The sequence below is a fragment of the Microbacterium sp. LMI12-1-1.1 genome, assembly GCF_040676455.1.
GTDB lineage: Bacteria > Actinomycetota > Actinomycetes > Actinomycetales > Microbacteriaceae > Microbacterium.
This window is the reverse complement of sequence record NZ_JBEGIA010000012.1, coordinates 165,948-179,250: the sequence shown is the minus strand read 5'-3', so window position 1 is coordinate 179,250 and position 13,303 is coordinate 165,948. Positions and strand designations below refer to the sequence as shown.

11 protein-coding genes are annotated in these 13,303 nt (G+C 67.2%); 6 read left to right on the top strand and 5 right to left on the bottom strand.

Annotation, left to right across the window (positions count from 1 at the left end; translation table 11 throughout):
• Positions 1–3: 3 nt before the first annotated feature.
• The 5 genes from gyrB to dnaA form a co-directional block, all read right to left on the bottom strand.
• Positions 4–2,037: a DNA topoisomerase (ATP-hydrolyzing) subunit B gene (gyrB, locus tag MRBLMI12_RS09515; RefSeq protein ID WP_363356059.1), complete on the bottom strand. Its 2,034-nt coding sequence runs from the start codon at positions 2,035–2,037 to the stop codon at positions 4–6.
• A gap of 121 nt (positions 2,038–2,158) precedes the next feature.
• The gene (locus tag MRBLMI12_RS09510) at positions 2,159–2,725 is read right to left on the bottom strand and encodes a DUF721 domain-containing protein (protein WP_363356057.1); all 567 of its coding nucleotides are present in this window, start codon (positions 2,723–2,725) and stop codon (positions 2,159–2,161) included.
• A complete protein-coding gene (gene recF, locus MRBLMI12_RS09505; protein ID WP_363356055.1) occupies positions 2,718–3,929 on the bottom strand; it encodes a DNA replication/repair protein RecF in 1,212 nt (403 codons plus the stop codon). Before recF ends, MRBLMI12_RS09510 begins: the two co-directional genes overlap by 8 nt.
• Positions 3,930–3,969: 40 nt before the next feature.
• Positions 3,970–5,124 carry a DNA polymerase III subunit beta gene (gene dnaN / locus MRBLMI12_RS09500; RefSeq protein ID WP_363356053.1) on the bottom strand — a complete coding sequence of 385 codons (1,155 nt, stop codon included), beginning with the start codon at positions 5,122–5,124 and terminating at the stop codon, positions 3,970–3,972.
• A gap of 479 nt (positions 5,125–5,603) precedes the next feature.
• On the bottom strand, positions 5,604–7,037 hold the full coding sequence (gene dnaA, locus MRBLMI12_RS09495) for a chromosomal replication initiator protein DnaA (protein ID WP_363356051.1): 1,434 nt from the start codon (positions 7,035–7,037) through the stop codon (positions 5,604–5,606).
• A 309-nt stretch (positions 7,038–7,346) separates the two neighbouring features.
• On the opposite strand from dnaA, the gene rpmH reads away from it, so the two are divergent.
• Genes rpmH through rsmG form a run of 6 tightly spaced genes read left to right on the top strand, consistent with a single transcriptional unit; the run spans position 7,347 to position 10,554 of the window.
• Positions 7,347–7,484, top strand: a complete 138-nt coding sequence (gene rpmH, locus MRBLMI12_RS09490) for a 50S ribosomal protein L34 (RefSeq protein WP_055952712.1) — start codon at positions 7,347–7,349, stop codon at positions 7,482–7,484.
• A gap of 8 nt (positions 7,485–7,492) precedes the next feature.
• Positions 7,493–7,828, top strand: coding sequence for a ribonuclease P protein component (gene rnpA, locus MRBLMI12_RS09485; RefSeq protein ID WP_363356048.1), 336 nt, complete (start codon positions 7,493–7,495; stop codon positions 7,826–7,828).
• Positions 7,825–8,181 carry a membrane protein insertion efficiency factor YidD gene (gene yidD / locus MRBLMI12_RS09480; RefSeq protein WP_363356046.1) on the top strand — a complete coding sequence of 119 codons (357 nt, stop codon included), beginning with the start codon at positions 7,825–7,827 and terminating at the stop codon, positions 8,179–8,181. Before rnpA ends, yidD begins: the two co-directional genes overlap by 4 nt.
• An 8-nt stretch (positions 8,182–8,189) precedes the next feature.
• Positions 8,190–9,335 carry a membrane protein insertase YidC gene (gene yidC / locus MRBLMI12_RS09475; protein ID WP_363356044.1) on the top strand — a complete coding sequence of 382 codons (1,146 nt, stop codon included), beginning with the start codon at positions 8,190–8,192 and terminating at the stop codon, positions 9,333–9,335.
• A 27-nt stretch (positions 9,336–9,362) separates the two neighbouring features.
• Positions 9,363–9,881, top strand: a complete 519-nt coding sequence (locus MRBLMI12_RS09470; RefSeq protein ID WP_308866339.1) for a protein jag — start codon at positions 9,363–9,365, stop codon at positions 9,879–9,881.
• Positions 9,882–9,930: 49 nt separating this feature from the next.
• On the top strand, positions 9,931–10,554 hold the full coding sequence (gene rsmG / locus MRBLMI12_RS09465) for a 16S rRNA (guanine(527)-N(7))-methyltransferase RsmG (RefSeq protein WP_363356042.1): 624 nt from the start codon (positions 9,931–9,933) through the stop codon (positions 10,552–10,554).
• The last annotated feature ends 2,749 nt before the right edge of the window (positions 10,555–13,303 follow it).

The following is a 13,303-nucleotide window of genomic DNA, read 5'->3' as shown; positions in this document are numbered from 1 at the left end:
CGGTCAGATGTCGAGGAAGCGGACGTCCTTGGCGTTGCGCTGGATGAACGTGCGGCGGGACTCGACGTCCTCGCCCATCAGGACGGAGAAGATCTCGTCGGCGGCGGCCGCGTCGTCGATGGTGACCTGACGCAGCGTCCGGGTCGTGTGGTCCATCGTGGTCTCCCACAGTTCCTTGGCGTTCATCTCGCCGAGGCCCTTGTACCGCTGGATGCCGGAGTCCTTGGGGATCCGCTTGCCGTTGGCCAGCCCGTCCTCGAGCAGCGCGTCGCGCTCCTTGTCGGAGTACACGTACTCGTGCGCCGAGTTGGTCCACTTCAGCCGGTACAGCGGGGGCATCGCGAGGTAGACGAAGCCGGCCTCGATGAGCCCGCGCATGTAGCGGAACAGCAGGGTGAGCAGCAGCGTGGTGATGTGCTGGCCGTCGACATCGGCATCCGCCATCAGCACGATCTTGTGATAGCGGGCCTTGTCGATGTCGAAGTCCTCGCCGATGCCCGTGCCGAAGGCCTGGATCATCGCCTGGACCTCTTTGTTGGCCAGCGCCTTGTCGAGGCGGGCGCGCTCGACGTTGAGGATCTTGCCGCGCAGGGCCAGGATCGCCTGGGTATGCGGGTCGCGCCCCGAGACCGCGGAACCGCCGGCCGAGTCGCCCTCCACGAGGAAGATCTCGCTGATCGAGGGATCCTTGCTGGTGCAGTCCTTGAGCTTGTCGGGCATCGCAGCCGACTCGAAGACGCTCTTGCGACGCGCGGTCTCGCGCGCCTTGCGTGCCGCCATGCGCGCGGTGGCCGCGTCGATCGCCTTCGTGATGACGCGCTTGGCCTGCACCGGGTTGCGCTCGAGCCAGTCGCCGAGCTGGTCGCCCACGACCTTCTGCACGAACGACTTCGCCTCGGTGTTGCCGAGCTTCGTCTTGGTCTGACCCTCGAACTGCGGCTCGGAGAGCTTCACCGAGATGACGGCCGTGAGTCCCTCGCGGATGTCGTCGCCGGTGAGGTTGTCGTCCTTCTCCTTGAGGAGGTTCTTGTCGCGCGCGTACTTGTTGACCAGGGTCGTCAGCGCCGCGCGGAAGCCTTCTTCGTGCGTGCCGCCCTCATGCGTGTTGATGGTGTTCGCGAAGGTGAACACGTTCTCGGTGTAGCTCGTGGTCCACTGCATGGCGAGCTCGAGAGAGATGTGGCGCGTCGTGTCTTCCGACTCGATCTCGATGATCTCGTCGTTGACGACATCAGCGTGCCGCACCTTGTTGAGGTACTCCACGTAGTCGACGAGACCGCGCTCGTAGTAGAAGTCATCGTAGGGCTGGCGCTCCTCGGACCCGCCGCCCTCGGCGTCGGTGACGTACGCCGACCCGGGACGCTCGTCGGACAGCGTGATGCGCAGTCCCTTGTTCAGGAAGGCCGTCTGCTGGAACCGGGTGCGCAGCGTGTCGTAGTCGTAGTGCACCGACTCGAAGATCGTGTCGTCGGGCCAGAACTCGATGACCGTGCCGGTCTCTTCGGTGGGCTGGCCCTTCGCGAGGGGCGCCTGCGGCTGCCCGCCGTCGCGGTAGGACTGCCGCCACACGTACCCTTCGCGCTTGACCTCGACCTCGAGGCGCGTCGAGAGCGCGTTGACGACCGACGAGCCGACGCCGTGCAGACCGCCCGAGACGGCATACCCGCCGCCGCCGAACTTGCCGCCGGCGTGCAGCACGGTGAGCACCACCTCGACCGTCGACCTGCCCTCGGTGCGGTGGATGCCGACCGGGATGCCGCGGCCGTTGTCGACGCAGCGGATGCCGCCGTCAGGCAGGATCGTGACGTTGATGGTGTCGCAGTAGCCGGCCAGTGCCTCATCGACGGAGTTGTCGACGATCTCGTAGACCAGATGGTGCAGGCCGCGCTCACCGGTCGAGCCGATGTACATGCCCGGGCGCTTTCGCACCGCTTCGAGACCTTCCAGGACCTGGATGTCGTCTGCCCCGTACGCGTTGGGAGCCTTGTCGGGCGTTTCGGGTTCCTCGGAAACGTTATCGGGGGTGTCAGACGTCATCTTCGCGAGGGCTCCAAATCCTTCGATGGGGGCCCTGACAGTCTATCGGGTAACGGCCCGATCACAGCGCTCTACGCCCCTGTAAGGGGATGAAAGATGCTCGGATGACTCCGAACGTGGCTTATCCGTAGGTATCGCGCGGACCGCGGCCTGGAATCGTTCTGGGACCCCATTTCCAGGAGGGGACGTCGGGCCCGATGAAGCGGACCGAGTCGACCTTCGCCTCGGGGAAGCGGCGGACGATCTCCGAGAGGATGTGCGCGCGCATCAGCTGGAGCTGTTTCGCCCAGGCCGTGGAGTCCGCCTGCACCGTCAGCGACCCCTCCGAGAACGCGACAGGGCGGGTGTGCCGTGCGGTGTCCTCGCCGGCGACCTCGGCCCACGCGCGGACGACGTCTTCACGGGCGAGCTGGCCGTTCCACCCGGCCTCGCGGGTGAGGTCCGCGATGACGTCACCCACGCCGCGGGGGTCGCGCCCGGGAGCGAAGGGGATGTTGTCGTCGTCGACGGTGCGGCGGCGGCGCTTGCGGAACGACCGCGCCGAGGGCTCGAGTCCACGCAGCCGCAGGTACGTCGCGATGGTCTCGGGAACGTCCGTGCGGTCGGGGACGCCCCCGGTACCGGGGCCGCCGACGGCATCCGGCGACTTCTGGGGCTCGGCGCCCGGGCCGGCCGAAGGATCAGGCATCCGCCGCCTCCGCGTCCGCGGGGTCGAGGATGCGCCCGGCCTCCACCCGGACCATGCGGGCCCGGAGCCCCTCCGGCACGTCGCCCTCCACCGCGGCGGTCACGACCACCTGCTCGTAGCCGGCGGCGAGCTGGGCGAGACGGGACCGGCGGTCGGTGTCGAGCTCGGCGAACACGTCGTCCAGGATGAGCACCGGGTCGCCGAGGCGTGAGTCGGCACGCAGCAGCTCCGCCGACGCGAGGCGCAGCGAGAGAGCGACGGACCAGGACTCGCCGTGCGAGGCATAGCCCTTCACCGGAAGTCCGCGGATGCGCAGCAGCAGGTCATCGCGATGCGGACCCACCAGCGTCAGCCCGCGTTCCAGCTCGGACGTGCGCTTCGCCGCCAACGCCTGGCGGAAGAGATCCGCGATGCGGTCGGCGGAGGAATCCGCGGGCTCGCCGGGCGCCGCGGACGCTGACACGGCCGATCCGGAGCCGGCGTCGCCGTCCTCATCGCTCACCGCGCCGGCGACCGAGAGCGCCCACTCGATCTGCGGGTCATGGTCGGCGCCGGCGATCGCGGTGTATGCGGCGGCGAGGGGCGTTGCGAGATCGGTCGCGAGCGCGAGTCGGGCAGCGATGAGCTGCGTGCCGAGCGAGACGAGCTTGTCGTCCCAGACGTCGAGCGTCGACAGCGCGTCGCCCCGGATGCCCCGCGCCTTCGCCGATTTCAGCAGCGCGGTGCGCTGCTTGAGCACGCGATCATAGTCCGCGAGCACTCCCGCCATGCGGGGAGCGCGCTGCACCAGCAGCTGATCGGCGAAACGCCGGCGCGCAGACGGATCGCCGCGGACGATCTGCAGATCCTCGGGCGCGAACAGCACCACCTGCGCGTACCGGGGCAACTCGGTCGGCTTCACCGACGCACCGTTGACCCGCGCCTTGTTGGAGCCCTGCCGGTTGACCTGGACCTCGAGCTGCACACGACGGTCGCCGTGCGCCAACCGGGCGCGGATGATCGCGGCATCCGCTCCGTCACGCACCATCGGAGCGTCGTTCGAGACGCGATGCGACCCCAGTGTCGCGAAGAACGCGATCGCTTCGGCGAGATTCGTCTTGCCCTGACCGTTGCGGCCGACGAAGACGTTCGGCCCGGGCCCGAGCTCGACGTCGGCGGCCGCATAGTTGCGGAAGTCGACCAGACTCAGGTGCTCCACGATCACCGGACAAGCCTAGTGATCGGCGCCGACGCCGGGATGCTGGTCAGCGCAGCAGCAGGTTGGGCTGCAGCAGGTACCGGAACGATTCCGAACCGGCGCGATCGACCGAGGTCTGCGGGGTGATCAGCACCGGGCTGAGCTTGTTCGCGTTCTCGCTCGAGGTGAACGTGATCCGCACGAACTCGCTCTTGACCGCGCCGAGCGACTCGAGCAGGTACTGCGGGTTGAGGCCGAGGGTCACCTCGTCGCCGCCGAGGAGCGTCGCATCGACCGACTCGGTCGCACGCGCCTGCTCGGTTCCCGATGCGTCCATCGAGACGCTGTCGGCCGTGAACGTGAACCGCAGCGGCGCGGAACGGTCGAGCACCAGCGACACGCGGCGCACCGCTTCGGCGAGCTCTGCCGTGTTGACCACCGCGTGGTGCTCGGTCTGCGCGGGGAAGAGACGCCGGACGGGCGGGAAGTTGCCCTTGATGAGCAGCGACGTCACGGTCTTGTTGCCCGCGGTGAACGCGATGATCTCGCGATCGCCCGAGCCCGAGAAGGCGATGGAGATGTCACCGCCGTGCGCGAACGTCTTGCCGACCTCGGTCAGGGTGCGCGCCGGCACGAGCGCCGTCGTCGACTCGTCGGTGGCGGTGCCGCCGCCGTCCCACGGGATCTCGCGGAGTGCGACACGGTAGCGGTCGGTCGCGACCAGGCTGAGGCTCGTGCCCGAGACCTCGAGCTGCACGCCGGTGAGAACGGGGGTCACGTCGTCGCGCGACGCGGCGAACGCCACCTGGGCGATCGCGGTGGCGAAGTCCTCGGAGGGAACGAGGCCGGAGTCGCCGGTGACCTCGGGGATCGCGGGATACTCCTGCACCGGCATGGACGCGAGGGTGAACCGTGCGGAGCCGCAGGTCAGCAGGATGCCGCCGTCGTCGTCGACCTCGATCTGGATCGGGGCGTTCGGCAGACGGCTGGCGATGTCGGAGAGCAGCCGGCCGTGGACGAGGATCGTGCCCGGGTCATCGACGGTCGCGTCGATGGTGGTGCGGGCCGACGCCTCGTAGTCGAACGCTGCGAGCGAGAGGCCCTCGGCGGATGCCTCGATCAGCACGCCAGCGAGGATCGGCTGCGGATTGCGCTGCGGTAGAAGCTTGACGACGAACGATACGGCTTCGCTGAACACATCGCGATTGACGTGGAACTTCACGAACGCTCCTCTGCAGCGGGCCCACAGGCTACGGGCTCGGGGTTCTCATGCTAGTGCCAGGCTCCGAGATTGCCAGTCCGGCTCCGTCCGGCGCGGAGCTCTCCACCGCCAAGGTGATCGGACGGGTTCATCAAAGAGATTTCTTGTCATGGTGTTAACGACTGTGGAAACTGTGGACAACTCGCGCGTTGCCAGTCGGGACAGGGAAACCACAAGAGTGTGAGTTGTGGAACGGCTGCGGAGGGACGTCGGGAAGACGGATGCCGCGGCTCCCGGCATCCGCAATCCATCCACAGGCTTCCCCCGCTCGCTCACAGGGGTTTCCGCAGGCTTGAAGAGTTATCCACAGGTTTTCCACACTGTGCAGAACCGGAATGATGGCCCTGTGCGCGGCACCTGTCAAGAACTTCTTCGGGCATATGCAGTGATGGGCCCGCGCGTCGTAACGCACGGACCCATCGAGGGGTGTAAGCGGATCGTCAGCGACCGTTGCGGCCGAGCTGAGCGGTGATCTCCGTCACCTGGTTGTAGATCGAACGGCGCTCCTTCATGAGCTCGCTGATCTTCTTGTACGCGTACATGACGGTGGTGTGGTCGCGGTTGCCGAACAGCTGGCCGATCTTGGGCAGTGACAGGCTCGTGCGCTCGCGACACAGGTACATGGCGATCTGGCGTGCCGTGGCGACGGACTGCGAGCGGCTCGAGCCGTACAGGTCGTCGACGGTGAGCTTGAAGTAGGCGGCCGTGGCCGTGATGATGTCGGTCGGCGAGATGACGTTGGCGTCATCTTGATCGACGATGTCGCGCAGCACGGTCTGCGCGAGCGACATGTCGAGAGTCGAGCGGTTGAGGCTCGCGAACGCCGAGACGCGGATGAGAGCGCCCTCGAGTTCGCGGATGTTCGATGACACGACGGTCGCGATGTACTCCATCACCTCGTCGGGGATGTGGAGGCGCTCGGACTGCGCCTTCTTGCGCAGGATCGCGATGCGCGTCTCGAGGTCGGGCGCCTGCACATCGGTGATGAGGCCCCATTCGAACCGGCTGCGCATGCGGTCCTCGAAGCCCGTCAGGTGCTTCGGCGGCACGTCGCTGGTGATCACGACCTGCTTGTCGTGGTCGTGCAGCTGGTTGAACGTGTGGAAGAACGCCTCCTGCGTCTCGGCACGCCCCTGCAGGAACTGGATGTCATCGATCAGCAGGATGTCGACATCCCGATACCGCGCTTGGAATGCCGAACCCCGGTTGTTGGCGATCGAGTTGATGAAGTCGTTCGTGAATTCCTCGCTCGACACGTACCGCACGCGGATGCCGGCGTACAGGCTGAGGGCGTAGTCGCCGATGGCATGGAGGAGGTGGGTCTTGCCGAGCCCGGAGTCGCCGTAGATGAACAGTGGGTTGTACGCCTTCGCCGGCGCCTCGGCGACCGCGACGGCCGCCGCATGGGCGAATCGGTTGGACTGGCCGATGACGAAGTTGTCGAACGTGTACTTCGGGTTGAGGCGGGTGTCGCTGCGCGAGACGGATGCCGTGTCCGCCGGCTCGTCGAGGTGCGGGCGCCCGATGGGCGCGGCCGACGGGATGACCTGCGCGGTCGACTGGATCGGGATCGGCGCGGTGAGATGCGCGTCCGCCAGATCCGGATTGACGACGACACGGAACGTCGACGCCGGGTTCTGCCCGTCCTGCACGACCCGCGTGAGAGCCTCGAGGATCGGCGCGCGCATGCGCTTGGTGAACTGCGCGGCGGTCAGATCATTGGGAACGTCGAGGTACAGCGTTCCCCCCATGACACCCTGCGGCACGGCCAGGCTGATGAAGCCGTGGAGCTGCGGGGTGATGCGATCGTCGCGCACGAGTTCGTCCAGTACGGCCGTCCAGACCGGAACGTCTGGAACTTCGTGCGGTGTCATGGCCCCCCCGGGTTGTCGATGTTTCCACCGGAAGCCGCGGAAACGTCGGTCCAGGCCTGTGGATAACTGCCGGAGCCACGCTAGTCAGCGGGCGTCGCGTGAGCAAACTCCACTGTAGATCCGCCCTGCGTGTCGGTGCCAGGGTCGAATGCATCCTCGGTGCATAATGACACGTTCTGCGCTCGGTTTGAGTTATGAGGCGACACGACGTAGCCTTAATCGGTTGACTTATGCCTTCGTGGCAGTCGCCCCTGTACACACGTCCCCGGTCTCGAGCGTCCCGGTGACACCTGATCGGAAGTAGTTCCCATGAGCAAGCGCACCTTCCAGCCCAACAACCGCCGCCGCGCCAAGAAGCACGGCTTCCGCGCCCGCATGCGCACGCGCGCCGGCCGCGGCATCCTCTCGGCTCGTCGCGCCAAGGGGCGCACCGAGCTCTCGGCCTGAGCCGAGCGGTGCTCGGGAGGCGGAACCGACTCACCCGCGGAGCGGAGTACAAGGCCGTCGTCCGTCGGGGCCGTCGGTGTGCCGGAGCGCACACCGTGACATACGTGAACCGCGCCGTGACCGATGGTCCGGCGCGGTTCGGTTTCATCGTCAGCAGGCAGGTCGGTGGCGCCGTCGTGCGCAACACCATCCGCCGTCGGCTCAAAGCCCTCTGCTTCGAGTCGCTCGAGACTGTCGCTGCCGGCGATGACATCGTGATCCGCGCTCTGCCGAGCGCGGCATCCGCGTCGTTCGCCGATCTGCGCCGCGACGTCGAGAAGTGCCTGGCGCGGAGGACCCGATGAGCGTCCTGCCCGGCTACGCCCTCGGCGAGGCCGAGTTCTCGGCATCCGATTCTCTCCGGAGCGTTCCACTGCTCCCCCGCAACGCCGTTCTGGCGTTGCTGCACGGATACCGTGCCACCATCTCCCACACCTACGGCGACGTCTGCAAGTACTACCCCTCGTGTTCGGCGTACGCCGTCGGCGCGGTGCAGCAGCACGGAGCCGTGAAGGGCGCAGCGCTCACCGCAGCGCGCCTCGCCCGATGCCACCCGTGGGCCGTCGGCGGCGTCGATGACGTGCCGCCCCACAAGCACTTCCGGCACGAACTGACCCGTCATGGGTACGTCGTGCCTGCCCCCACCGGAAAGGACTGATCCTCCACATGGATCTCATGTCAGCCCTGGCCTCGACGCCTTCGCCCACACCCCCACCGACGGGCGGCGGGTTCGATCTCTTCGGGATCATCCTCTGGCCCCTGAAGTGGGCCGTCGAGGCCGTGCTCGTCTTCTGGCACTGGTTCTTCACGGCCATCGGCCTGCCGGCCGCGGACGGCATCACCTGGGTGCTGTCGATCGTGGGCCTCGTCATCGTCGTTCGATCGGCGCTCATCCCGCTCTTCGTGCGCCAGATCAAGAGCCAGCGCAAGATGATGGAAATCGCTCCTGAACTGCGGAAAGTTCAGGAGAAGTACAAGGGTAAGAAGGACCAGCTGTCTCGTGAGGCCATGAGCCGCGAGACCATGGCGCTGTATAAGAAGCACGGCACCACTCCGGTGTCGAGCTGTCTGCCGCTCCTCGTGCAGATGCCCGTCTTCTTCGCGCTCTACAGCGTGCTGAGTGACGTCACGAAGCACTACAACGCCGGAATCGGTGGCGTGGGCCTGCTGAACGCGGAGCTCACGGCCGAGTTCTACAACGCCAAGCTGTTCGGTGTGGCGTCGCTTCACGAGACGCTGATCGATGCCTTCAACACGGGCAACACCCCCGCGATCATCATCCTGATCACGCTCGTCGTGCTGATGATCGCGTCGCAGTTTTTCACGCAGCTGCAGATCATCTCGAAGAACCTCTCCCCCGAGGCCAAGACCGGCCAGGCGTACCAGATGCAGCGCATCATGCTCTACGTTCTGCCGCTGGGCTTCATCTTCTCGGGCGTCTTCTTCCCGCTCGGCGTCGTCATCTACTGGTTCGTGTCGAACCTCTGGACGATGGGCCAGCAGTTCCTGGTCATCCGCGAGATGCCGACTCCGGGCTCGGATGCGGCCAAGGCCCGCGAGGAGCGTCTCGCTCGCAAGGGCAAGGCGCTCGACGCATCGGGCAAGGTCGTGCCGATGGAGAAGTACCTCGCGGAGCAGCGTCGTCTGTACGAAGAGGCCGAGAAGGCGAAGGCGGCAACCCCCAAGCGCCAGCAGCCGGTCAGCAAGCAGCGCGCCAAGAAGCAGGGGCAGAAGCCTGGCCAGAAGCCCGGCGCTGCGCCCGCTGCGGAAACCGACTCCAGCGGCTCAGCCGGCTCCGGCTCCAGCTCCTGACCCGACGTCACACACGAGGATCACGCCATGACCACGTCCCCTGAGTACGCTTCCGTCGACACGCGCGAGGAGCGGGTTCCCGCCACCGTCGCGCAGCTCGAAGAGGAAGGCGACGTCGCCGCCGACTTCATCGAAGGCCTGCTCGACATCGCCGACATCGACGGCGACCTCGACCTCGATGTCCGTGCCGGCCGCGCCTACGTGTCGGTGGAAGCGCCCGCCGGCGGGTCCGTCGCCCTGATCGCCGCGCCCGACACGGTGCAGGCGCTGCAGGAGCTGACCCGTATCGCGGTGCAGAACCGCACAGGCCGGTTCTCCCGCCTGATCCTGGATGTCGGCGGGTCGCGCGATGCGCGCCGCGACGAGCTCACTGCGCTCGTCGACCGTGCGATCGCCCGACTGGACGATGGTGCGTCCCAGGCCTCGCTTCCCGCGATGTCCAGCTACGAGCGCAAGGTCGTCCACGACATCGTTGCCGAGCGCGGCTTCGTGTCGGAGTCGTACGGCGACGGCGCCGACCGTCACACCGTGATCCGTCGCGGCTGAGCCGCACGTTTCACGTGAAACATCCGCTGTCGAGTGTGACGGGTCGTCGATGATCGAGATCGAGCAGGAGCCCGCGGTTGCCGCCGGGATCTTCGGCGACCGCATCGAGGTCGCCCGGCACTTCGCCGCAGCACTTGGCGCACACGGCGAAGAGCGTGGACTGATCGGTCCCCTCGAGCCGCCGCGGTTGTGGTCGCGGCATATCCTCAACAGCGCCGTGATTGCGCCGCTGTTCTCGGGTCGCGTCGGTGACGTGGGATCGGGCGCCGGGCTTCCGGGTCTGGTGCTCGCCATCGCCCGGCCCGACGTGGAGTGGATCCTCATCGAGCCGATGGAGCGACGCGTCGCGTGGCTGTCGGAGCAGGTCGAGACGCTCGGACTCGACAACGTCGAGGTGGTTCGGGCGCGCGCCGAGGACTGGAAGCGTGGGTCGGTTCTGGATGCGGTGACCGCACGGGCCGTGAGCGCGCTGCGCACCCTGGTGCCGATCACCGCTCCCCTGGTGCGCGACGGTGGCGAACTCATTCTCCTCAAGGGAACGAGCGCCACGAACGAGATCGAGGCGGCCGAAAAGCAGCTCCGCAGGTTCAAGGTGACGAACGCGCGCGTCGAAGTCATCGGCGAGGACCTGCTCGAGGAGCCTTCGCGGGTGATCCGCGCCACCGTCCGCTGATTCCGGTTCGGCGTTCCGGGAGTGTGGGCTGTGCGCCGTTGTCACGTGCCCATGGTTCGGATGTGCTGAAAGTGGCGTCCCTAGGGCGGTTCGGGCTTCCCATCCCCGACGCGCATCTGCCTCTGCGGGTGGCAGCTGACCACAGTCACAGCACGCTTACGCGGCCGAAAGTGGACATGTTTCACGTGAAACACCCCGTGTGACCAGTCTCAGCCTGTGTCACGCTCGACGGACTGACAGATGTACCCACGTCTCGACGAGGTGTCGAAGCGATACCCGCCGCGCTCGTAGTCGTCCCCCCGGAACGAGGTCGGGTGTTCCGTCCGGAACGAAGTCGGGTGTTCCGTCCGGAACGAGGTCGGCTGCTCCGCCGGATTGGAACAGTGGAAGCCGTCGCACTTCGCGGGTTCGTGCGGTTCGTGCCAGAAGCCGCGGAGCATCGGTGTTGCAGGCGACGAACTCAGATCCTCCCCCGCGCGCGGTGGACGGTGCGACTCAGCGCGCGGCGCCGCCTGGTGTGTCAATCAATACGGTCGACTGACTGCGCGGGCCGCTCCGCTCGGGCGGCGGGCGCGACGGATGAAGGTATGCACCCGCCGCGCCTGTTGGAGCACCGACGATTGGACGCGGAGTGCGCTGCTGGGGTGTGATGCGCCGGAGTCACAGGTCACCGAAGCAGCCTCCGGCGACTAGGCGCTCTGGGGTTGTCGCACTTCATGCGACTCGTGGAGCAGCAGCCTCAAAGCCGGGCTCTCGACAGGCGACGGCTCAGGCCCTCCCCCGTGCGGTGCACGCGGCTCGGTGAAGTCGGGGTCACCCGCAGGTGACAGGTAAGGGCTCCTGCCCGAGCGGGCCTGGTTTGCGCGGGGCGGCGGGCCTGGCGGGGTTGAGCGTGTGCATTCGCGGTACCCGTTGCAGCACCGACGATTGGTCGCATGCTCCGGTGTTAGGTGCGCGCCGGTGCGAGCGCCCTGGTGCCCGCTCGTAGCGTGCCTGGGGATGTTTCACGTGAAACATCCCTCGCATCGACGAGATCTGACGGACGGGCGACATCGGAGGTCTGATCGGTGGTGGCTTTGGAGGAGGGTGCGAAGGGCGACCGATTGCTCTGCCCGGGGCGGCAGTTCGGATGGGTCGCGTTCTACGACATCACTTGCCTGCAGAGTGCGCGACGGTTGGTCGGTGGGAAGTCGTGGAGCGACTTGCCTGCACGAACGAGCGACCGGTGGGCGACGAGTTTGCGGGCATGGTTCTGGAGGACCATGCTTCTCCCCCACGCAGGGCGGTGTCCGATGGGATGGAAGGCGACGCCGTCGTCGATGGGATCATGGACGTCGTCGCTGCGAGTCGGTGGTCGGTGACGCGTGACGGCCGACGGCGCTCGAAGTGCTCGCGCAAACCGCCGTGCAGCCGTTCACGGCGTTTTCGACTGGTCGACGGTTGGAGTGGTGACCGTTGCTACCCGGAATGACGGCGCGAATCTGTGGTTGCGTTCGTGGGACGGGGTTCACAGCTCGGCATTCGCGTCAATCAGCCATCCGTGGGAGCGCGTATGGATGCGATGCCCATGCTGTGACGGTCGTGCTGGCGTGCACAAGTGTGAGCCGCGTCGGCGGGTTGGTCGACGGTGAGGCCGCCCCTCGGATGCCTCGCGTCAACACTCCACTCTCGCTCGACGCGAGCGCGCTTGTTGGTCCCTGGTGCGGCGGTCGCTGGACGCGCCCGGCGACCGAGCGAGCTGGTGGAGGGATCGGGCTGGCACCGGCAATGGGCCCGAACTTCCCCGTCGCCGCGCTTCTCCCCGTCGCCGCGCTTCTCGCCGTCTACAGCTCTGACTGATGGTCCAGCAGGCGCTGCTGCGGTTGGTGGTGCCCTGGATGTCAGGGCGTGCCAACTGCCGGTGCGTGTCGTCGATTGCAGCGGCTCGACAGCCTCACAGGAGGCGCGGTGACGCCCGTTGGGAAGTTTGGGTTGATGTGTGGTTCGGTGCTGTCGTGGCGGAGATTCCCTGGGATGACGGCGCGGAGCCGGGACCGGTGGCTGAACGATGGCCGGATCGGATGTTTCACGTGAAACAGAGCGCTCCCGCCACCTGCCGGGTTGTTGCCATGCGCCGTCGCCGCCGGTGGCGCCTCGGCCGCGGCGCGAGCCGGTGCTTGGCTTCGTGCCGTGGGCAGCGCCCCGAAAGCCTCACGGGAGGCACGGTGGCACCTCTTGGGCACGTCGGGTCGATCTTGGTTCGGTCCTGTTGTGAAGCGGAATCGCCGGGTTGACGATGCCACCCGGGTCTGGTGGCTGACCAACGGTGGGAAGCGAGTGTTTCACCTGAAGCAGTCGCTCTACTGCGCCGAAGGTGGCCGCTATCTGCCGTCGCGTTCGGTTGAGTGTGGGGGCGCGCGGCGCGACCCGGTGCCTCTTGCGCGCCATCGATTGCAGCGGCTCGAAAGCCCCACGCCAGGCCTGGTGGTACCCGTTGAGTGCTTTGGGTTGATCTGCGGTGCGGTCGTGGCGTGGCCGAGAATCCCTGGGATGACAGCGCGAGCCGGCGCTGGCGGGCCGAGTACTGGCCGGAACCGAGCGTTTCACGTGAAACAAGTGTCCCCTGAGGCGGGGTGACCGCTATGTGCTGTCGCGGTCGGTGGTGCCACGAGACGCGGTGCGGTCGGTGGCGCCTCGGATTGTGGCGCGAGCCGGTGCCTGGTTGTGCGCCGTCGCCCACAGTGGGCCGCAAGCTCGCACGAAGGGTGGC